The organism is Aeromonas sp. 96A, from assembly GCF_051919165.1.
GTDB classification, from domain to species: domain Bacteria; phylum Pseudomonadota; class Gammaproteobacteria; order Enterobacterales; family Aeromonadaceae; genus Aeromonas; species Aeromonas veronii.
Genome location: NZ_JBQBFE010000001.1, coordinates 2,395,925 through 2,417,006, shown reverse-complemented (window position 1 = coordinate 2,417,006; position 21,082 = coordinate 2,395,925). Strand labels below are relative to the sequence as shown.

Annotated in this window: 18 protein-coding genes and 1 pseudogene; 8 read left to right on the top strand and 11 right to left on the bottom strand. The window is 56.8% G+C overall.

The annotated features are described in order from the left end of the window. Nucleotides 1-99: 99 nt before the first annotated feature. Complete coding sequence (locus ACTG2W_RS11055; protein WP_128834827.1) at nt 100-639, top strand: REP-associated tyrosine transposase; 540 nt, start codon at nt 100-102, stop codon at nt 637-639. A gap of 113 nt (nt 640-752) precedes the next feature. Here ACTG2W_RS11055 and ACTG2W_RS11050 read toward each other — a convergent pair whose 3' ends face one another. From ACTG2W_RS11050 to ACTG2W_RS11035, 4 genes and pseudogenes are all read right to left on the bottom strand, one after another. Further along, nucleotides 753-1,694 carry a DUF2971 domain-containing protein gene (locus ACTG2W_RS11050; protein WP_128834829.1) on the bottom strand — a complete coding sequence of 314 codons (942 nt, stop codon included), beginning with the start codon at nt 1,692-1,694 and terminating at the stop codon, nt 753-755. Then, nucleotides 1,687-2,112 (bottom strand): annotated as a pseudogene (locus ACTG2W_RS11045) (GNAT family N-acetyltransferase). The gene ACTG2W_RS11050 and the pseudogene ACTG2W_RS11045 overlap by 8 nt, the downstream one beginning before the upstream one ends. 28 nt (nt 2,113-2,140) lie before the next feature. After that, nucleotides 2,141-2,776 carry a Vat family streptogramin A O-acetyltransferase gene (locus tag ACTG2W_RS11040; RefSeq protein ID WP_128834831.1) on the bottom strand — a complete coding sequence of 212 codons (636 nt, stop codon included), beginning with the start codon at nt 2,774-2,776 and terminating at the stop codon, nt 2,141-2,143. 23 nt (nt 2,777-2,799) lie between these two features. Next, nucleotides 2,800-3,117: a DUF6968 family protein gene (locus ACTG2W_RS11035; RefSeq protein ID WP_106844170.1), complete on the bottom strand. Its 318-nt coding sequence runs from the start codon at nt 3,115-3,117 to the stop codon at nt 2,800-2,802. Nucleotides 3,118-3,466: 349 nt separating this feature from the next. Between ACTG2W_RS11035 and ACTG2W_RS11030 the strand changes: the two genes are divergently transcribed. The 3 genes from ACTG2W_RS11030 (at nt 3,467) to ACTG2W_RS11020 (ending at nt 7,437) form a co-directional block, all read left to right on the top strand. After that, a complete protein-coding gene (locus ACTG2W_RS11030; RefSeq protein ID WP_106844171.1) occupies nt 3,467-4,357 on the top strand; it encodes a sensor domain-containing diguanylate cyclase in 891 nt (296 codons plus the stop codon). Nucleotides 4,358-4,828: 471 nt separating this feature from the next. Further along, complete coding sequence (locus ACTG2W_RS11025) at nt 4,829-6,103, top strand: amino acid permease (protein WP_106844172.1); 1,275 nt, start codon at nt 4,829-4,831, stop codon at nt 6,101-6,103. 114 nt (nt 6,104-6,217) lie between these two features. Continuing rightward, nucleotides 6,218-7,437 (top strand): IS3 family transposase gene (locus ACTG2W_RS11020; protein WP_106844173.1). Its coding sequence is split into 2 segments (ribosomal slippage): nt 6,218-6,566 and nt 6,566-7,437, totalling 1,221 coding nucleotides; the frame shifts between segments, so codons are not numbered across the junction. A 442-nt stretch (nt 7,438-7,879) separates the two neighbouring features. On the opposite strand, the gene ACTG2W_RS11015 is transcribed toward ACTG2W_RS11020, so the two are convergent. Both ACTG2W_RS11015 and ACTG2W_RS11010 read right to left on the bottom strand, forming a co-directional pair. Further along, the gene (locus ACTG2W_RS11015) at nt 7,880-8,554 is read right to left on the bottom strand and encodes an HAD-IA family hydrolase (protein WP_106844174.1); all 675 of its coding nucleotides are present in this window, start codon (nt 8,552-8,554) and stop codon (nt 7,880-7,882) included. A 589-nt stretch (nt 8,555-9,143) separates the two neighbouring features. Continuing rightward, nucleotides 9,144-9,476, bottom strand: a complete 333-nt coding sequence (locus tag ACTG2W_RS11010) for a hypothetical protein (RefSeq protein WP_106844175.1) — start codon at nt 9,474-9,476, stop codon at nt 9,144-9,146. Nucleotides 9,477-9,608: 132 nt separating this feature from the next. Here ACTG2W_RS11010 and ACTG2W_RS11005 point away from each other — a divergent pair, with 132 nt between their 5' ends. Both ACTG2W_RS11005 and ACTG2W_RS11000 read left to right on the top strand, forming a co-directional pair. Continuing rightward, nucleotides 9,609-10,124 carry a ClbS/DfsB family four-helix bundle protein gene (locus tag ACTG2W_RS11005; RefSeq protein ID WP_106844176.1) on the top strand — a complete coding sequence of 172 codons (516 nt, stop codon included), beginning with the start codon at nt 9,609-9,611 and terminating at the stop codon, nt 10,122-10,124. A gap of 254 nt (nt 10,125-10,378) precedes the next feature. Further along, nucleotides 10,379-10,834, top strand: a complete 456-nt coding sequence (locus ACTG2W_RS11000) for a hypothetical protein (RefSeq protein ID WP_106844177.1) — start codon at nt 10,379-10,381, stop codon at nt 10,832-10,834. Nucleotides 10,835-10,909: 75 nt separating this feature from the next. Here ACTG2W_RS11000 and argH read toward each other — a convergent pair whose 3' ends face one another. From argH to argC, 5 genes are all read right to left on the bottom strand, one after another. Beyond that, complete coding sequence (gene argH / locus ACTG2W_RS10995; protein WP_106844178.1) at nt 10,910-12,295, bottom strand: argininosuccinate lyase; 1,386 nt, start codon at nt 12,293-12,295, stop codon at nt 10,910-10,912. Between the two features lie 210 nt (nt 12,296-12,505). Beyond that, nucleotides 12,506-13,741, bottom strand: coding sequence for an argininosuccinate synthase (locus ACTG2W_RS10990; protein WP_033115910.1), 1,236 nt, complete (start codon nt 13,739-13,741; stop codon nt 12,506-12,508). A gap of 84 nt (nt 13,742-13,825) precedes the next feature. Next, the gene (locus ACTG2W_RS10985; protein WP_058058657.1) at nt 13,826-14,737 is read right to left on the bottom strand and encodes an ornithine carbamoyltransferase; all 912 of its coding nucleotides are present in this window, start codon (nt 14,735-14,737) and stop codon (nt 13,826-13,828) included. A 25-nt stretch (nt 14,738-14,762) separates the two neighbouring features. Beyond that, complete coding sequence (argB, locus tag ACTG2W_RS10980; RefSeq protein ID WP_040099221.1) at nt 14,763-15,542, bottom strand: acetylglutamate kinase; 780 nt, start codon at nt 15,540-15,542, stop codon at nt 14,763-14,765. Nucleotides 15,543-15,564: 22 nt separating this feature from the next. Then, a complete protein-coding gene (gene argC / locus ACTG2W_RS10975; RefSeq protein ID WP_106844180.1) occupies nt 15,565-16,572 on the bottom strand; it encodes an N-acetyl-gamma-glutamyl-phosphate reductase in 1,008 nt (335 codons plus the stop codon). Nucleotides 16,573-16,843: 271 nt separating this feature from the next. Between argC and argE the strand changes: the two genes are divergently transcribed. After that, a complete protein-coding gene (argE, locus tag ACTG2W_RS10970) occupies nt 16,844-17,989 on the top strand; it encodes an acetylornithine deacetylase (RefSeq protein WP_440016201.1) in 1,146 nt (381 codons plus the stop codon). 231 nt (nt 17,990-18,220) lie between these two features. Beyond that, nucleotides 18,221-20,854: a phosphoenolpyruvate carboxylase gene (ppc, locus tag ACTG2W_RS10965; RefSeq protein ID WP_106844182.1), complete on the top strand. Its 2,634-nt coding sequence runs from the start codon at nt 18,221-18,223 to the stop codon at nt 20,852-20,854. The last annotated feature ends 228 nt before the right edge of the window (nt 20,855-21,082 follow it).

The window sequence follows — 21,082 nt, the reverse complement described above, 5'->3', positions numbered from 1 at the left end:
TGTGTGAGCGAGGTGTAATTCACTTCGTTCATTACACCCTACGTTTTGCTTCGTTTAGACCACATTTAACAACAGGGTTGATTGTGGATTGGGCAAAACATGGCGAATTACAGACGAATATGGCAACCGGGGGAAACCTGGTTTTTTACAGTGGTGCTGGCTGATCGTCAGAATAACCATCTACTGCTCGAACAGATTGAGCTGTTGAGGAAGGTTGTCAGGGAGGTGCAAGAGAGTCATCCATTCCGCATCCACGGCTGGGTTGTCTTGCCAGAGCATCTGCATGCTTTGCTGGAGTTGCCGGAAGGGGATACCAATTTTCCGCTGCGCTGGCGTCAAATCAAAAGCAAGTTTTCGCGAGCAATCCCCAATTCGGAGGCTCGCTCAGCATCTCGTTGGCTGCGTGGTGAGCGGGGTATTTGGCAGCGGCGTTATTGGGATCACCTGATCCGCAATCAGGAAGATTTCAATCACCATCTCGATTACATCCATATCAATCCTGTCAAACATGGATTGGTAACAGCCCCGAAAGATTGGCCATATTCCACTTTCCATCGTTGGGTACAACAAGGCCGGTATCCATTATCTTGGGGAGATACCTCTACACCTGAATATGAAATACCACACGACAATAAATAATCGGTATTAACATGGTTAACGTAGGGTGCAATAAGCGGAGCGCATTGCACCATTTTCATTATGATAGTTGTGAAGATAGAGGTGCAATTCACTTCGTTCATTGCACCCTACGTCTATGTTGTTGAGCATGAGTGGTAGGTTTCTTCAAAAATCAAGGCGAATTGATGCTTGCTTAAACTAGCTTGATAACAAGGTATTCTATTAAATAATGTATTTTCGCAAGCTACTTCACGTAGCGTTGACTTGTCTGATTCCGTTAATCTACAGCCTAAAAATATTCCAGTGATACATTCTATTGGTATATCAAAAAGAAAAATGGAGGTTGGTGCTGCTGCGATAAAAGAAAGTAGTTCGTTTAATATAGTGTTGCTTGGAGAAAATCGCATCTCTTCCATATCGTCAGTGGAGCTGCCATCTTTTTCTTGCTGATCCATTAAGTGGCATGCTTGATGATTGATGGAGATCTTTATCATCCCTTTGTATTTCTCGATATTAAGCAGTTCAAGGTAGCTTTCATCATAGAAATCAAGAATATATTCATAGGCTTCTTTATTAATGACAAAGTAATCTGCATTCGATACTTTAGTTATTACTCGATGTTCTTTTTCATAAATCCAATCATCACTCTTAGTTAATAAGTTTCTTTTGGGTGAAGTGGTACATGGTAGTACCTCATGTCTTTCTCTATTATATAATACACGTTCAATAGAGTTACTCACAGATAGTATTTTATTGAAGTGAGTCTTCAAAGCATGGTAGTCAAACTCAATAACAATACCCTTATGCTCGTCAGCGTAGTGAGACCACATCAATAAGTTATTATAACTTTCCGTGAAAGAGATGATCCCTGTATCATCAAACCCTTCATCACTTGCATATTCAGAAATTTGCTGGAAGAAATCCTCTCGATGAGCATCTTCTAATATTTTATCTAGCGTATCTTGGTCCGGGCTGAGCTCAAAAGGGTCATTCAATGCACAGCGTTGACTTAACCTAAGACTAGGTTTTTTAAAAAAATCAGGTCTGAATTTCATGTATTTGTAAATTTTATTCATTACAAATGCCTTGCTTCTTCAAAAAATAACTCACATGCCCCGGCGGCATATCGGGCAGCTGGCCAAAGACTTCGTAACCCTGCTTCTGGTAGAAGGGGAGGGCCTGAAAACTGGTGGTTTCCAGATGGTAGTTGCTGATGCCCTTGCTTTGGGCGTACTGCTCCATGGCGCCGAGCAGGCGGCCGCCCCAGCCATCGCGGCGGATGCTTTCGTCGATCCAGAGCCAGTCGACGTGCAGTCAGCCCCACTTGATGTCGGCGATGATACCGCCGTGTACCTTGCCCTCTTCATCCTTGATAAAGCTGGCGATCCGCTCGCGCAGATGGGTGCCGGCGTGACCCGTGTTGAAGCCCGAGAGACCAATACGCAGCGCTTCGATCTCATCGTCCTGAGGCGGTTGGGGTGGGGTTAGTTGCATAGTGCTTCCTGCTTGATGGTGATTGTCGCTATGGGGTTGCCGCTTCCAGCGCGGCTATCTCGCCGCCGCTGATAAGCGGCAAATGGCGGCTGATCTGCTCCACCGGCCAGTCCCACCAGGCGATGGTGTTGAGACGGGCGATGGTGTCGTCGTCGAAGCGGTAGCGGATCACTTTCGCCGGGTTGCCGCCGACCACGGCGTAGGCGGGCACGTCGCCGGTGACCACGGAGCGGGCTGCGATGATGGCGCCGTTGCCGACTTTTACCCCCGGCATGATCAGAGCGTCATAGCCAATCCAGACATCGTTGCCGATAACGGTATCGCCCTTGTAGGGGAGGCTGCCCGGGGCGGGTGCGGCATGCTCCCAGCCGTTGCCGAAGATAAAGAAGGGGTAGGTGGAGAAGCCGGAGGTCTGGTGGTTGGCGCCGTTCATGATGAACTTCACCCCGCGGGCGATGGCGCAGAACTTGCCGATGATCAGCTTGTCGCCGATGAAGGGGAAGTGGTAGAGGACGTTGCGCTCGAAGCCCGCCGAATCCTCCGGGTCGTCGTAATAGGTGTAGTCACCCACCTCGATATTGGGCCCCTTGATGGTGTTCTTGATAAAGCACACCTGGGGAAATCCGTTCATGGGGTGGGGATTGGCGGGATCGGGTCCGTGCATCAGGTCTCCTTGGATGGGCCGGGCTAGAGCGCCGGGAAGTAGCAGGCGCTCATGTCGATGGGGTGATCTGGGCAATTGGGCAGATAGAACTGCCAGCCAGCATCGGAGAAGGCGCGCAGTTCGGTTTCGACAAACTTGATGGCGAGGCTCAGGGCCTGCAGGCTGTCGATGCCGTAGATAAAGGTCTTTTCGCTCAGCCCCGCCAGCTTCACCTTGCAGCGCCAGTCACCGCTGGCGGACTTGGGATCCGGCTCGGGGGCCTTGATGGCGATCTTGAGGGTGAGCTGTTCCCCTTCGGTGCTGATGGCGTCGAAGCGGGCGGTAACGATGGCGTTTTTCATCTGGCGATTCCTTTTCCGTGGTACAGCCCCTGCGGTTGCGGGCGGCTGGCGTTCCTGATGGCTGATGAGGTGAAAACTGGACTCAGGACGGCCAGCGTAAATGAACTTGTGAGTTGAAACAATGGGATATGCGTGACCGGGGGAGGGGGCTTTCGCCGCCGTGAGCGAGCGCAGTGGCGGGAGTAGCAACGCGCTGGCCACCTGTGGTGGCCGAGAGGCTGGCAGGCTGCTAGATGTAAAGGATTGTTGGCTGTGGCCGCAGATTTTTCTGCGCTGCCGATGAGGGCGCGTGAGTCCTCTTGAGGCAGAATATCTCCCCCCTGTTTGACGTTGAAGTACAGGAGTCTTCGTGGCGCTTTCGGTAACCCAGCTTTATGAAGTGATGGCCCAGCTGCCAGATCCCGTCTTTATCCTCAGTGAAGATGGCTATTACGTGGAATATATCGGCGGCATGGAGCAGCAATCCTATCACGATGGCAATCCGCTGGCGGGCAAGCAGCTGGCCGATGTGCTGCCACCCGAGATGGCCATGTGGGTCAAGGCGCCGGTAGCCGAGTCGCTGGCGAGCGGTCAGGTGCGGGTGGTGGAGTATGAGCTCTCCGCCGCCGAGGTGGGGGGGATCAATGCTGCCGCCGGGCCGCAAGGGATACAGCGTTTTGAGGGCAAGATTGCGCCGCTGCCCTCCCTCTATGACGGCAAGCGGGCGGTGGCCTGGGTGACCCGCAATATCACCCGCCAGTACGAGTTGCAGCAGCGACTGCTGCGCCAGAGTGAAACCGACCAGCTGACCGGCCTCTACAACCGCCGTTTCTTCTTCGAGCACTGCCAGCCGTTGCGGGCAGGGGAGGCCCCCTGCGGTCTTATCATGCTCGACATCGATCACTTCAAGCAGCTCAACGATCGTTACGGCCACCAGCAGGGAGATCGGGCCTTGCAGCGCTTCAGTCGTTGTATCGATGCCCTGTTGCGGGCGGACGACCTCTTTGTACGCAGCGGTGGCGAGGAGTTTCTGATCCTGCTGCCGCGGATCGATGAAGCCGGTTTGCAGCAGATGGCGGAGCAGATCCGCGCCGCCGTCGAAGCGCTGCCTGCCGATCCGGTCGCCATCACGGTCAGTCTGGGCACAACCCTGGTGCAGCCGGATGAGGAGATCAATCAGGCGCTGGCACGGGCCGACGAGTGGCTCTATCGGGCCAAGCGGGCAGGCCGCAACCGGGTGGCGCACTGCCCGGCAGGTTGAAAGTGCCGCCCCGGTTGCTGCGGGAAATAGCCTGCGCTTTTACCCAGAATAAATTGGCTGACATCACTGTCAATTAGTAGAAAAGTTGGCCGTATTATTTAACTCATATTCTACAGCTTAAGGTGTTAATATTATCGGCCTGTTCGCTGGTCTTATTTATGTTGTTGGGCAACAGCATGAGGTTTTATCGGTATGTTATCAAACAGGCGTGAATCGGGTTTTGGGTGACGAATGTGATACATCCTGTTGTCTTTTGAAACATTCCGATTCAAACAGTCATGAATTATTAACCTTGACCCGGATAGCGATTTCAACGATGGTAGCGTGGCAGCTCCGTTTCTCTCCGGTGGCCCTGTTGGCCGCTGGCGGCGTTGTTTTTTCATGTGCAGGGCGATATGCAACGACATATCTCCAGCCTGTTATTCGGGCCAATAAAAATAATGATGACAGATTAATAAGGTATATATTGCGATGAGTGTTTCTATTGCTGAAAAGAGTAACCCTGTTTCAAAATTGAAATGGGAGAAAAGCGATTCGGTATGGACCATGGGCCTATATGCCACTGCTGTCGGTGCCGGTACGTTATTTCTCCCTATTACGGTTGGCAGTAATTCTCCGGTTATTTTGCTGTTTATTTTATTGCTGGCTTTTCCGCTCTCTTATTATTCCCACCGGGCATTGAGCCGCTTTGTGCTCTCCAGCTCCCATCGGGAAGGGGATATCACCCATGTGGTGGAGGAGCACTTCGGTGCCAAGGCGGGCAAGCTGCTGATGCTGGTCTATCTGATGGCCTTCTACCCCATCATTCTGGTCTACAGCATCTCCATCACCAACGCGATCCAGAGCTTCGTGGTTCACCAGCTGGGGGATGCCGAGCTGCCGCGCGGCTTGCTGGTGCTGGGGGTGATGCTAGGCCTGCATCTGGTGCTGCTGGCCGGCAAACAGATCGTGGTGTCGGCCATCAGCGTGCTGGCGCTGCCCATGGTCGCCTTTCTGATTGGCCTCTCCATCTATCTGCTGCCCCAGTGGAGCCTCTCCTATTTCGGCGAGAGTCAGTCTGTGGACTGGCGTGATCCGGCGTTCTGGAAATCCCTCTGGCTGATCGTGCCGGTGATGGTGTTCTCTTTCAGCCATGCGCCCATTATTTCTTCCTTCAGCGCAGCGCAGAAAAAGCGTTGTCAGGAGAATGCCGACCTGCGTGCCAAGCGGATCATCAAGTGCAGCAGCATGCTGATTTGCGGCAGCGTGCTCTTTTTCGTGGTGAGCTGCGTGATGAGTCTGAGTCAGGCCGAGATGGCGCTGGCCCGCACCGACAATATCTCCGTGCTGTCGGCGCTGGCGAACAAGTTCTCCAATCCGCTGATCGCCTATGTGGGGCCGCTCATCGCCATTCTGGCCATGTCCAAATCTTTCCTCGGCACATCCATGGGGGTGAGCGAGGGGACGGTGAGCATGGTGAGCGGTGCCTGTCAGGGGCTGGGGCTCTCCCTCAAGGAGTCGACCATCGCCCGGGTGTCATCAGTGATCCTGTTTATGGTGACCGCCGTCATCACCTATCTGAACCCCAACGTGCTCGACATCATCGAGCGCGTCAGTGGCCCGCTGATCGCGGTGATCCTGTTTCTGCTGCCGGCCTGCTCCATCTATCGCTTGCCCGCACTCAAGCGTTATCGCGGGCCGAGTACCCTTTTTGTGTTGGTGATGGGGCTGCTTGCCATCTCGGCCCTTATCTACGATCTGCTTTGACCGGGCGGTATCCCGCACAAATCAAAAAGGGCGACCATCTGGTCGCCCTTTTTCTGTGCGTTGTCCCGTCCTGAATATGGTTTACACCTTTCCCCCCAATAAATGGAGAACCCGGTGGGACAAGGTGTGAAACGGACGCAGCGCGATTACTCGCTGACTTTTAAACTGGCACTGGTCGAGCAGATTGAAAAAGGCGAGCTCACCTACAAACAGGCTCAGGTGCGTTATGGCATTCAGGGCCGCTCCACCGTTCTGGTATGGTTGCGTAAACATGGTCGGCAAGATTGGAGCCAGGGGGCTTCTGTACGTGCCGGCAGGAGCATCACCATGCCTGACCCCGACAACCAGACACCCGAACAGCGCATCAAGGAACTCGAGCAGCAGCTGGCGCTGATGAGTCAGAAAGCCCAGTTCTTTGAGGCCGTCGTCGATGTACTGAAGAATGACTACGGCGTCTCCATCGTAAAAAAGCGACCCGGCAAGTCCTCTCGCAGCGGCAAGTCGAGAGGCTGACCATTGTCAGGGCTTGCCTGTTTCTGGGGATAAGCCGGCAGGCTTACTACAAGCGCAATCGGGTCGCCGACGAGCGCCATGCACAGGGATTGCAGGTGGTGCGCTTTGTGCGTCAGGTTCGACTGCGACAACCTCGGGTGGGCACGCGCAAGCTGCATTATCTGCTGCAGGGTCAGGAGGATGGCGGGCTCAAGGTCGGGCGTGACAGGCTGTTTCAGATATTGGCCGAGCACCGCTTGCTGGTGCCACCCAGACGGGCGTATCACAAGACCACCCACAGTTTTCACCGTTTCTACCGTCATCCCAACTTGCTCAAGGCGGGGCCAGAGCAGGTCACACCGGTGGCCCCGGAGCAAGTCTGGGTCGCTGATATCACCTATCTGCCAGCCAGGAGCGGGCCGCTGTACCTGAGCCTGGTGACGGATGCCTACTCACGCAAGATAGTGGGCCATCACGTACACGAAGGAATGCGTGCCGAATCGGTGGCGATGGCGTTCAAGAAAGCACTGAAGCAACGGTGTGGCAGCGGGGAGCTAATCCATCACTCGGACCGCGGCGTGCAGTATTGCTCGGGGCTGTATCAGTCACTACATGAGCGGTACGGGGTAACATGCTCGATGACGGATGGGTATGACTGTTACCTGAATGCGTTGGCGGAGCGGGTGAACGGGATTTTGAAAGGGGAGTTATTGTTGCAAAGCCCGCAGGATTTGACGCAAGCGCGGGAAAGGGTGCGTGAAGCGGTGGATATTTACAACGAGGAGCGGCCGCATCATGCGTTGAAATACAGAACCCCCGATGCGGTACATAGGGGATTCTGAGTAGAGAAATGCTAGTTGAAAATGTGTAAACCTATTTCAGGACTAGACACGGCTGTACGTTACAGTGTCGTAAGCCGTTCCGGTCTATACCCGGTCTGTATGGAAATCAGAGGACTAAGATGCCTAGGCACGAAGCAGTGGAACGGTTTTATCAAGCGGCACAGGCGTTTAGTATGTTTGCAGGTGGCAATAAAAAATTGGCGCAGAACAAAGTATGGTAATACCTCAGTAAAAATAAACTGGCGTCCTCTGTTTTATATATCCCTCCTTATTTTCATGTTTTTATAGATAAATCTCACCGCACTAATATAAAATGAGCTCAATCCAATGGATGTGAAAATTAAACAAATAATTCTCATGTCTACAGTGGTTTCTGATGAATGAGAGAAAATGGGTGATAGATAGTAAAGAATGCTTAGGTTAAATACTATCATCATTACTTTCATGATCGTTGGCATAGTAAGTTCCTATATATGTTTATTGATGTGTTTTTATTGCGCATTACAATATATATGTCATTGAAATTATTTATAATAGTATCAGCTTGATACAGCTCGTCGTCAGTATGGCTGGTTCGCAAAGCCACGGTATAACACCCGACATCTTTTGCCGATCTAATTCCTGCAGGGGAGTCTTCAAATACAACACACTGTTCTGGCGCAAATCCAAGTGCTGTAGCTGCGGTAATAAATGGTTCTGGATTTGGTTTCCCTCTTTGAACGTTTTCCCCACAAACCATCACATTTGGTAAAGTAAATCCTGATGAGGAAAGGCTTTTCTTTGCTATATCATAAGGCCCACTAGTAGCAATCCCCCATAAATGACTCGGGATTTTATTTACAAAATCAACTGCACCAGATATCGGTTTGGCATAACTCATTTTTTCAATCGCAATAAGTTTTATTTTTGAAATCTCATCCTCATTGTTGAGTTTTTGATTAACGTAACTTAATGTTTCATTGACTTTTCTTCCATGTATATATGGGTATACAGTTTCAAAATCGATAGAATTAACAGTAGACCACGTTTGCCATATGTCATTTATTACAGATATTGTATCTACAAGTGTGGCGTCTACATCAAATATAACCCCTTGAAAGGATTTGTTGCCAATCAATAGTCACCTCCAACTAGATGTCAATCTAATTCTTTTATAATCTGCAAGATGGTTTTTATGAGTTCACTATATTTACCAATTGATACTTTAGCTTAGCTTTAGATAATTTAACATCAATGGATGAGGTTCGTTTGAGGATTTGTTAGCAAGATCTCGCATCATATATTATTTTGATAAAAAATATATCAATTGTTTTGATGTGGTAAATTTATAACTTTTCATAATGTTCAATCCATCCTACAGGGCGTTAGAGGTAATAGTTTGGTGTTCATGAAGCTACGAGCCTTGTCATCTCAAGCTTCCTAATAAGATGACCCGTTCTGTTATCCAGACTTAACAAGAAAGTCAGATATATGTTAAAGCTGTGATCTTCCTGAGCAATCCGAGCCATGCTCGACGCCCTCGGCTATCGCCACCTCACCTCCCGCGCCATTGTCGCCCATACCATCGGCGGCCTGTGCGCCGGGGTGGCGGCGCACCAGCTCTATCTGCTGCTGGGCTGAGTCAGGTTCAGGCACGGAAACAAAAAGAGGCTCTTCGGAGCCTCTTTGCGTTTCCCCCTGCTGCGCCCTGCTCACGGGCGCACCAATCACCCTTGCGGCGTGATGCCCTGCACCTTCAACCAGAATCGCTCCTGACAATGGTTGTGAAACAGCTTGCTGGCTGGAGTGATGGGGATGGGACTGGCGATGACCCGATAGCTGATCCAGCACTCGGCACAAAGCTGCTGCGATGGCGCTTCGTCCTGCTCGGTTTGCTGGCGGATGACGACCCCATTGGCAAACCAGCTGGTGGTTATCTGGTGCTGGATCACAGTGCCGCTCTCATCATGCTCGCTATAGTGTTCACTCTCTTGGCGTGTGAGGGTGACGAGGCTCGCCTGTCGATGAATGGCCCTGATATAGCTGATTAGTTGATTCATTGCCGATCTTGCCGTGATGGTTGACCTGTACTGGATGAGCTGTACAGGATGAAGAGGGCTAGCGTAACGTGCTGCCTTGGTTGCGGCAATCGCTTCGGCTGCGCCGCAAGCAAACCTGAAAAGGGGAGAGCAATGGGGATCCCGCAAAACAAGGCCGAGCTGCTACTCGCGATCGATACCAATTTCAGCAAGTTGTTCAAGGCGTTGCAGGCCGTCCCCGAGAGCCGGGTGCGGGAGCCGACCCTGGCAGGGCACAGCAAGGGAACCACCATGAGCGTCGCCAATCTGCTGGCCTACCTTATCGGCTGGAGTGAACTGCTGATCAAGTGGATCGAGCGGGATGCGGCAGGTCTGCCAGTGGATTTTCCCGAAACCGGTTTTAAGTGGAACGAGTTGGGCAGGCTGGCCCAAAAGTTCTATCGGGATTACGAGGGGCTCTGCTATCCGGCGTTGTTGCAGCGATTGGCTGCCGCCAGAGGATGCATCATCGAACTGGTGGAGGCGCGCAGCGACCAGCAGCTGTATGGCTGCCTCTGGTATGAGAAGTGGACGCTCGGGCGGATGATCCAGTTCAATAGCGCCTCCCCCTATCTCAACGCCAACGGGCGGCTGCGCAAGTGGCTCAAAGAGTTGGCGAGCAGGGTGTGAAAGGAAGGGGTCGCGGCTCGGGTGGGCGGCAAAACGCTTTGCCACCATATTGCCACTACCGCCCGTGGCGGCAGCCACTGGCCGCCTGACCCCCCTTTGCGCTCGGCCATCTCCTGCGTGCTGGCGTGGTGGGTGAACAAATAGTTATGTCATTCAAGGGATTAGCCGGTGCGGTGCGTTTTATCGCCGTGCTGGCCCCGCTTATGCACATCTCTTGGCAACACCATCAAGGGTCGTTGTCGCGGAGAGTTATCATGATCAGCAGCCTGCTTCCCCTTGCCTCGATCGCCCTCAAGCTGGGCAGTCAGCTGCTTGTCAGCAGTAGCAAACCTGAGCCTGTGCAGCCTGCCGTACAGGTGGATCGCCTTGCCCCGACTGTCCAGAGCTTGTTCCAGCGACTCGGTATCAAGGATGCCGATAGCGAACAGAACCGCTCGGCCATCAACCACTTTATGGGGGAGCTGATGCAGACTCTGGGGCAGGAGAATAGCGGTCAGTCACTCCCAGCTGCCATCGATAGCGCCCGCAATCAGCTGGCGAGCGGCACCCAGAGCACCCGCCTCGATGCGCTGCAAAGCGAGCTCGATACCCTCAAGGGCACCCTTGGTGCCAGCCATCTCAACCTCGACCAGCTGCTCGGTGCCTTTAAACAGACCCTGCCAAATGGCAAGGGGGAAGGGGTTGGCAAACTGCTCAATGCTAGCGCCTGAACCGCGGTGAGCAATAAAAAACGGCAACCTGAGGTTGCCGTTTTGCTTTCTAGTTCGAATGACAAGCAGGTTGGTTTAACCCACCCGCTTGGCCAGCCAAGCTTCGGCGGCAGTCAGGGCTGCTTCTACCTGCTCCCGGGCGACGCCGCCTTTGGCGACCCGTTTGGCGAGGGTCGCTTCCAGTTCCAGATTGGGGTAGACGTCGAACTCGATCACCGGGCTGAAGCGCTGGAACTCGCCGATGGAGAGCTCCTCCAGCGGTTTGCCCACGCTGATGGCGAATACCACAGTTTCGCCGACGATATGGTGGGCTTCACGGAATGGAATCCCCTTGGCAACCAGATAGTCCGCCAGCTCGGTGGCGTTGGCGTAGCCGCCTTGCGCCGCCGCCATGGTGCGCTCGCCGTTGACCTTCAAATCGATCAGCACCAGCGCGGCCATATCGAGGCAGTCGTGCCAGGTGTCGAGGGCATCGAACAGTCCCTCTTTGTCTTCCTGCATATCCTTGTTGTAGGCCAGCGGCAGCGCCTTGAGGCTCATCAGCATGCCCATCTGGGCGCCGACCACCCGGCCGGTCTTGCCACGGATCAGCTCCAGCGCATCCGGGTTCTTCTTCTGCGGCATCAGCGACGAGCCGGAAGTGACCGCATCGGAGAGCTCGACAAAGCCCGCCTCGCCGGTGTTGTAGAAGATGAGATCTTCGGCAAAGCGCGATAGGTGTGTCATGGAGAGGGACGCCACGTGCATCAGCTCCACCACGTGATCCCGATCGGAGACCGAATCCAGACTGTTGCGGGTGGCGCCGGCAAAGCCCATGTCGAGCGCCAGCGCTTCGCGGTCGATGGCGTAGGCAGTGCCCGCCAGCGCGCCGCAGCCGAGCGGGCTGGTGTCGAGCCGCTTCAGCGCATCCTGCAGGCGGGAGTAGTCCCGCTCCAGCATCTCCACATAGGCCAGCGCCCAGTGAGCGAAGGTGACCGGTTGGGCCCGCTGCAGGTGGGTGTAACCGGGCAGCACCGCGGCCTGATTGGCACGAGCGGAGGCGACCAGTCCCTGCTGCAGGGCGGTGATGGAGCCGAGCAGCAGCTCGCCCTGCGCCTTGCACCAGAGTTTCAAGTCGGTGGCGACCTGATCGTTGCGCGAGCGACCGGTGTGCAGTTTCTTGCCGAGATCGCCGACGGCGGCGATGAGCTGGCTCTCGACCCAGGAGTGGATATCTTCGGCATCCGAGCTCAGGATCTGCTGGGGATCCTGCTGCACCGAGGCGAGCAGCACCTCCATCGCCTGCTGCAGCTTGCCCTGCTCATCGGCGGTCAATACACCCACTTTCACCAGCGCGCGGGCCCAAGCCATGGAGCCCTGAATATCCTGCTCCGCCAGCCGGTAATCGAACCGCAGCGAATCGTTGAACTGCTTGAACCGGCTATCGGCTCCCTGACTGAAGCGTCCACCCCAAAGTGCCATACTGCTCTCCTTGAATGCGTTGTCGGCGGCGCCCTGGCCGCCGAGCTTGAAATCGTGCCCTGTTTTTCTGCGAGCCTGTTATCTCACAGAAGCGGCCGGGGCGCTGCCGCTCTTGTCACACCGCCGATGATGGGTCAGGGGGCTATGCTCTCTGCCTGTAGAAGAGGGGGCCATGCCCCCTCAACGGAATCAACGGGTTATCGCGCTTGCTTAACCGTGGGTGTGATCACCACCGATGGCTTGATGCTGCTCCTTCATGGCGCGGATCCGGCTGGCCAGGGTGTAGAGACGGATAAAGCCTTCGGCATGGCTCTGGTCATACACTTCGTCGGCGCCGAAGGTGGCGAAGTCTTCGGAGTAGAGGCTGTTCGGCGACTTCTTCTGCACCGCAGTGACCTGACCCTTGTACATCTTCAGCACCACTTCACCGTCCAGATCTTCGGCGATGGCGTTGGCAGAGGCGAGGATCGCCTTGCACAGCGGGGTGAACCAGCGACCGTCATAGACCAGATGGGAGAACTCGGCACCCAGCTTCTCCCGCCAGGCGCGGGTCGGGCGATCCAGTACCAGCTCTTCCACCGCGCGCAGCGCGGCGACCATCACGGTACCGCCTGGGGTCTCGTAGCAGCCGCGGGACTTCATCCCCACCATCCGGTTTTCGGTGATGTCGATGCGGCCCACGCCGTGCTTGCCGGCACGCTCGTTCAGGGTCATCAGGATCTGGTGCGGGCTGAGCGGCTGGTCATCCACGGCCACCACTTCACCCTGCGCCACGGTCAGCTTGACGTACTCCGGCTGATCCGGTGCCTGTTCGGCCGGTACGGTCCACTGCCAGACCGCTTCGGACGGCTCGTTCCAGGTGCTCTCCAGCTCGCCACCCTCGGTGGAGATGTGCCAGGCGTTGGCATCGCGGCTGTAAATCTTCTTCAGGGTCGCCTTGCAGGGGATGTTGCGGGTCTCCAGATAGGAGAGCAGATCTTCCCGGGAGCGCATGTCCCAGATCCGCCACGGGGCGATGACTTTCAGCTGGGGCGCCAGCGCGGCGACCGCGCCTTCGAAACGCACCTGATCGTTACCCTTGCCGGTGCAGCCGTGGGAGATGGCATCGGCCCCTTCCGCCAGCGCCGCTTCGACCATCGCCTTGGCGATCACCGGACGGGCCATGGAGGTGCCCAGCAGATAGGTGCCCTCATAGACGGCGCCGGTCTTCAGGGTCGGGTAGACGTACTCTTTGACGAACTCTTCCCGCAGATCCTTGATGATGCACTTGGTGGCGCCGGAGGCGATGGCCTTCTGCTCGATCCCTTCCAGATCGTCGCGCTCCTGACCGACGTCGGCCACAAAGGCGATGATTTCGGCGTCATAGTGCTCTTTCAGCCAGGGAATGATGGCCGAGGTATCCAGTCCACCCGAGTAAGCCAGTACGATCTTGTTGATTCCGCTCATGTTACTTCTCTCCGTGATGATTCGATGATGATTCAATAAAAGGGTCGTGATTCAGGTTGAGTGCCGCGTTACTTGTTGCCCTGACTATTTATGCCCAAACAGGGTCAGCAACACGGCGTTCTGGATATGCATCCGGTTTTCGGCCTCGTCCATGATGAGGGAGGCGGGGCCATCCATCACCTGCGAGGTGATCTCCAGCTCCCGGTGCGCCGGTTGGCAGTGCAGCACATGCTGGATGCCGGTGCGGTCGAGCAGGGCCTGGTTGATCTGGTAAGGCATAAAGAGGTCTTTGACCTGCTCCATCGGGGTGTTGTCACCCATGGAGACCCAGGTATCTGTGTAGGCCACGTCAAACCCTTCGATATCCGCCACGTCATCACTGATGTGGATGGTTGCCCCCGACTTGGCCGCCAGCGCCTGCGCTTGCAGGAAGATCTGGGTATCCGGGCCGTGGCCTTTCGGGCAGATCAGGGTCACGTCGGTGCCCAGTGTCGCCCCCAGCAGCAGCAGAGAGTGGCTGACGTTGTTGCCATCACCGAGGTAGGCAAGCTTCACCTTCGACAGGTCGTCGTAGTGCTCGGCAATGGTCATAAAGTCGGCCAGCCCCTGACAGGGGTGGTAGAGGTTGCACAGGCTGTTCACTACCGGCACTGTGCCGTGCTCTGCCAGCTCGACCAGGGTCTGGTGATCGAACACCCGGGCGACGATGGCATCACACCAGCGGGACAGGTTGGCGGCGAAATCCTTCACCGACTCCCGCTTGCCCAGCGCGCCGTTTTGCTGATCCAGATAGACGCTGTGGCCGCCCAGTTTGGCGATGCCGATGTCGAAAGTGACCCGGGTGCGCAGGGAGGGTTTCTCGAACAGGGTGACCACGCTCTTGCCGGCCAGCGCCTGACTGTACTTCTTCGGGTCGGCCTTGACCGCTTTACCCAGCGCAATCAGCGCTTCAATCTGGGCTTTGTTCAGATCACTGTCTTTCAGAAGATGTTGCATCGGATGTTCCTTGTTCCGGTGGAGATCAAATAGCGACTTGGGTGCCGACCGCGCCGCCAGCCAGCAGCTTGAGCAGCTGATCCGGGTAGCGCCAGCTGGCGACACAGACCGGTTTGCCGAGGGTCTCGGCGGCGTGCAGGGCCGCTTCTACCTTGACCGCCATGCCATCCGTGATCACCCCTTTCTCCATCAAATCCAGCGCGGTCAGCTTGTCGAGCTGGGGCACCAGCTTGCCCTTGCCATCGAGGATCCCGCTCACATCGGAAAGCATCACTAGGTCGGCACCGAGCGCCTCGGCAATGGCGGTGGCCGCCTGATCCGCGTTGACGTTCATCAGTTGCCCCTCGGCGGTGATGCCGATGGAGCTCACCACCGGCAGGAAGCCCTGACCGAGGATGCCCGCCACCAGTGCCGGATTGCCCGGCTTGCACTCGCCGACCGCGCCGAGATCCGGGTCGAGCTGGGTCACCTGACAGAGGCCGCCATCTGCCAGACAGAGTCCCACCGCCGGAATGCCGGTGGCGATCGCCTTGGCCATCATCTGCTTGTTGGCGGTCCCTGCCAGCGCACCGGCAATAAAGGGGATCTGCTCGAACGGGGTTACCCGCAGGCCGTTCTTCTTGGTAGAGGTGAGACCCAGCCCCTTGAGCAGGTCATCCACCAGACAGCCACCGCCGTGCACCAGCACCAGCGGACGGTGCTGATCGTCGAGAAAGGTTTTGAGGGTGGCGAACAGGGCGGTCAGCGCCTCGTCGTTCTCGATAAGGGCGCCGCCCAGCTTGATTACCAACGTCTGTTTGTCCATGTTCGAGATCCTTCCTAAGTCCTTAAATCAGGCCAGTGGCCGGTTCAAAACCAAATTTGATATTTATGCACTGCATGGCTTGCGAGGCGGCGCCCTTGAGCAGGTTGTCGATGGCCGAGACCACCACCAGCATGTTGCCCTGCTGTTGCCAGGCGATGTCGCAGTAAGGGGTGCCCGCTACGCCACGGATGGAGGGCATCTGGCCGGTGAGGCGCACCAGCGGCTTGCTTTCGTAAGCCTTGAGGAAGGCCTGATCCACCTGGGTGGGAGTCACGCCGTCCGCCAGCTGCACATAGATGGTGGCCAGGATGCCGCGCACATAGTTGCCGAGGTGGGGCTGGAACAGCACCTCCTTGCCGAGGTGGTGGCTGATCTCCGGCTGGTGTCTGTGATTGAAGGTGCCGTAGGGATTGAGGCTCACTTCGCAGAAGCTGGTGTTGATGGCTGCCTTGCGCCCGGCGCCGGAAACCCCGGAGACAGCGTTGATGATGGGCTGCCACCCCTTGGCAATCAGGCCATCTTGCTGCAGCGGCTTGAGGGCGCACAGCGATGCGGTCGGGTAGCAACCCGGCACCGCAATCAGCTGGGCGGTGGCGATGGCATCGGCGTTCCACTCGGCCAGGCCATAGACGGCCTGATCCAGCCACTGTTCGCTGTCGTGGGTGAAGCCGTAGAAGCTGTCGTAAAAGCCCTGATCCTTGACCCGGAAGGCGCCGGAGAGATCGAACACCGGCAACCCCTTGGCGAGAAACTTGGGGGCGAGCTCGGCGCTCACCTCGTGGGCGGTGGCTAGCAGCACCAGATCGGCCTGGGTCAGGATCCGGGTCATGCCGTCGTCGTCCAGCGGCAGCAGCGGCTGATCGAGGGCTCCGACCCACTGGGGATGCAGGGAAGAGAAGCGCTTGTGGGCATCCTGACTGCCGGCGGAGACATAGAGGCCGAACAGCTTGAGTTGTGGGTGGTTCTGTACCAGTGCGGCCAGTTCGGCTCCCGCGTAGCCACTAGCACCGACGATAACGGTGTTAAGCATGTTGAATATTCCAAGTCAGAGTTCGAGATTCACAGCATGACGCTGCAGTGCACAAGGGTGTTCGATCGCCCCTTTGCACAAGTGCGGAGGGGCAATTCAGGCGGGTGTGTGTCGTCGGTTATAGATCAGGTGACAGAACATTAACTTTCCCTTACAACTAGAAGCCTTTGTTGATGAGCCAGATATTCAGGTAAAATTACAGAATATTCATGCACTCACTTTGCATTTGTATTTTCTAACAGAAACATTCCGGGGACGCAAGGAGGAGCTGATGGCCAATCTGGATTTTTTTTCACTTTATAAGAATATTATTGCGATTCCCTCTATCAGCAGCACGGATCCCAAGTGGGATCAGAGCAACGAGGCGGTGATCCGGCTGCTGGCCGACTGGTTCGGTCAGCTCGGTTTTCAGTGCGAGGTAACAGCGCTCCCCGACCTGCCGGGCAAGTTCAATCTGGTGGCTACGATCGGTCAGGGGGAGGGCGGTCTGCTGCTGGCGGGTCACACAGATACGGTGCCGTTCGATGAGGGGGGGTGGAGCAAGGAGCCCTTCAAGGTGACCGAAGAGGGCAACCGCCTCTATGGTCTCGGCACCATCGATATGAAGGGCTTCTTCTCCTTTATCGTCGAGGCGCTCAAAGATATCGACCTCACCAAGCTGACCAAGCCGCTGCGCATTCTCGCTACCGCCGACGAAGAGACCACCATGGCTGGGGCCCGCGCCATCGCCGCGGCGGCGGAGCTTAAACCCGACTACGCCGTGATTGGCGAACCGACCGGGCTGGTGCCTGTAGTGGCCCACAAGGGGCATATGTCGGAGGCGATCCGCATTACCGGCAAGAGCGGTCACAGCTCGGATCCCGCCAACGGCGTCAACGCCATGGAGATCATGCACAAGGCGATGGGGCAGGTGCTGCGCTTGCAGCAGGATCTGAAAGATCGCTACGCCGACCACCGCTTTGCCGTGCCGCAGCCAACCCTGAACCTCGGTTACATTCAGGGGGGCGACAGCCCGAACCGCATCTGCGGCTGCTGCGAGCTGCATATCGACCTGCGACCCACCCCACAGGTGGGGCCGGATGAGCTGATGGGGATGCTCAAAGAGGCGCTATCGCCCATTGAGATCCACCAGCCGGGCTGCCTGCATCTGCAACATCTGCATGAACCCATTCCTGCCTACGCCTGCGCCGACGACTCTGTGCTGGTGCGCGAAGCTGAGAAGGCGAGCGGTCGCGCCGCCGAGTCGGTCAACTACTGCACCGAGGCGCCGTTTATCCAGCAGCTTGGCTGCGAGACCATAGTGATGGGCCCCGGCCATATCACCCAGGCGCACCAGCCGGATGAGTATCTCGACCTCTCCTTCGTCAAGCCGACCACCTCGGTGTTGCAACACCTGATCAGACGTTTTTGCCTGTAGCGGCGGCGGTGAAAGGGGCGTAAAAACTGTAAGTAAGTTACATAACAAGCCGGTTGTGGAGTGGTGATGGAAATACATGTTCTGAATCGGCCTGTTATTTGACCTTGCGCAGACAATCTGGGTAGATTGTCACCCTAAGATGACGGAGCATATGTTGTAATCGCACAACAATAAGTGAGGTCGTCTAGCACCCCGGATGGGTGTCAGGCACCAACAAGATAAGGATGTGGAATGAACGAAAAGTACGCCGCACTACGCGCCAACGTAGGTATGCTGGGTCAGCTGCTGGGTAAATCCATCAAGGATCATCAGGGTCAGGCCTTTCTCGACAAGATCGAAACCATTCGCCAATTGGCCAAGTCCTCCCGCAAGGGCAATGAATCAGACCGGGAACGTCTGCTCGATACCCTGCGCACCCTGAGCGATGATGAACTGCTGCCGGTGGCCCGCGCCTTCAGCCAGTTCCTTAATCTGGCCAACGTGGCGGAACAGTTCCACACCATCTCCCGTCGCTGTGAAGAGCAGGTCTGCACCCCGGATCCGCTGGAGCTGATGTTCGACAAACTCAAGGCATCCAACCTGTCACAAGAGGCCATCATTCAGGCCGTGCGCGAGCTGGATATCGATCTGGTGCTGACCGCTCACCCCACCGAGGTGACCCGTCGTACCCTGATCCACAAGCACGTACAGCTCAACGACTGCCTCGAGGCGCTGGAGCTCTCCGACCTGCTGCCTCGCGAGCGGGACAAGATCCTCAACCGCATCGAACAGCTCATCAATCAGGCATGGCACACCAACGAGATCCGCGAACAGCGCCCGACTCCGGTCGACGAGGCCAAGTGGGGCTTTGCCGTGGTGGAGAACAGCCTGTGGCCTGCCATCCCCGAATTCATGCGCAATCTGGACGAGCGTCTGCAACACCATCTGGGTGTGCGGTTGCCGCTGGATGCCGCGCCGGTCAAGTTCACCTCCTGGATGGGCGGTGACCGAGACGGCAACCCCTTCGTTACCGCCAAGGTGACTGCCGAAGTGCTGGAGCTTGGCCGCTGGATGGCGGTGAGCCTGTTCTACAAAGACATCAAGGAGCTCACCTCCGAGCTCTCCATGTCCGACTGTACCGACGCCGTGCGCGCTCGCGTTGGCGATCACCCCGAGCCCTACCGTGCGCTGGTGCGCGAGCTGCGTGAAGCGCTGCGCGAAACCAAGGAGCATCTCACCGCCAAGGTGCAGGGCCAGGCGAGCGAGAGCCAGGATCTGGTCAAGACCACCGCCCAGCTGCGCGAGCCGCTGGAACTCTGCTACCACTCATTGCACGCCTGCGGCATGGGCAACATCGCCGATGGCATGCTGCTGGACGTGCTGCGCAAGGTCGCCTGTTTCGGCATCCATCTGGTCAAGCTCGATATCCGTCAGGATGGTGAGCGTCATGGGCTGGTCTTCTCCGAGCTGACCCGCTATCTGGGTCTGGGTGACTACGCCGAGTGGAGTGAAGATGACAAGCAGGCCTTCCTGCTCAACGAACTGAACTCCCGTCGCCCGCTCATTCCCCACGACTGGGAGCCGAGCGCCGAGGTGCGCGAGACGCTGGAAACCTGTCAGGTCATCGCCAAGCACGACCCCGATGCGTTCGGTATCTACATCATCTCCATGGCCGGTGCGCCGTCCGACGTGCTGTCGGTGCAACTGCTGCTCAAAGAGGCGGGCTGCAAGTTCCGCATGCCGGTCGCCCCGCTGTTTGAAACCCAGGATGACCTGATGGCAGGCACCGCCGTAATGGAGCGTCTGCTCTCGGTGGACTGGTATCGCGGCTACATTCAGGGCCGTCAGTACGTGATGATCGGTTACTCCGACTCTGCCAAGGATGCGGGCATGATGGCCGCAGGCTGGGCCCAGTACGCTGCCATGGAATCCCTGGTGGGGCTGGCCGAAGCCAACAACATCCGCCTCACCCTGTTCCATGGCCGCGGCGGTACCGTCGGTCGTGGTGGTGCGCCTGCCCATCAGGCCATCCTCTCCCAGCCGCCGGGATCCCTGCGCGGCGGTCTGCGTACCACCGAACAGGGGGAGATGATCCGCTTCAAGTTCGGTCTGCCGAAAGTGGCGATCAAGAGTCTGGAGCTCTACACCAGCGCCGTGCTGGAAGGGAACCTGCTGCCACCGCCCAAGCCGAAAGAGTGTTGGCGCGAGGTGATGGAACAGCTGGCCGCCGACTCCTGCGAGCACTACCGCAGTATCGTGCGCGGTCATCCGGACTTCGTCCCTTACTTCCGTGCCGCCACCCCGGAGATGGAGCTCGGCAAGTTGCCGCTCGGCTCCCGTCCCTCCAAGCGCAAGCCCAACGGCGGCGTCGAGAGCCTGCGCGCCATTCCGTGGATCTTCGCCTGGACCCAGAACCGCCTGATGCTGCCGGCTTGGCTCGGTGCCCACAAGGCGCTGCAGCAGGCGATCGACGGCGGCAAGCTGGCGGTGCTGGAAGAGATGAGCGCCCAGTGGCCCTTCTTCCGCACTCGCCTCGAAATGCTGGAGATGGTATTCCTCAAGGCGGACGTCTGGCTCGCCGAGTACTACGACACCCGTCTGGTGCCGCAGGAGCTGTGGGGCCTTGGCAAACAGCTGCGTCAGGAGCTCGCCGAATCCATCGAGGTGGTGCTGAAACTGAGCCCGCGCGGGGATCTGCTGGAGGATCAGCCCTGGATCAAGGAGTCCATCAAGCTGCGCAACCCCTACACTGACCCGCTCAACGTGCTGCAAGCCGAGCTGCTCAACCGCTCCCGCAACCACCCGGAGACCCTGCACCCCGAGCTGGACAAGGCGCTGATGGTTACCATCGCCGGTATTGCTGCAGGTATGCGTAATACGGGTTGATAGCCAGCCCAAGCCAGCAGGCTTCAGTTATATCCATCAAGCCAAAGGGCGCCGACAAGGCGCCCTTTGTTTTTGGCTGTATTTCGTTGGGGGCACGCCTTGCTCCGCTCGGAAATGATCTTAGCCCTGACTCGTCCTGTGTTTCATACGGCAAGTGGCACATTTCACCTTGTTAATGGCACCCTACGTATTATCGGTGATGGGTACATATTTCCCCTCCGGCTTGCA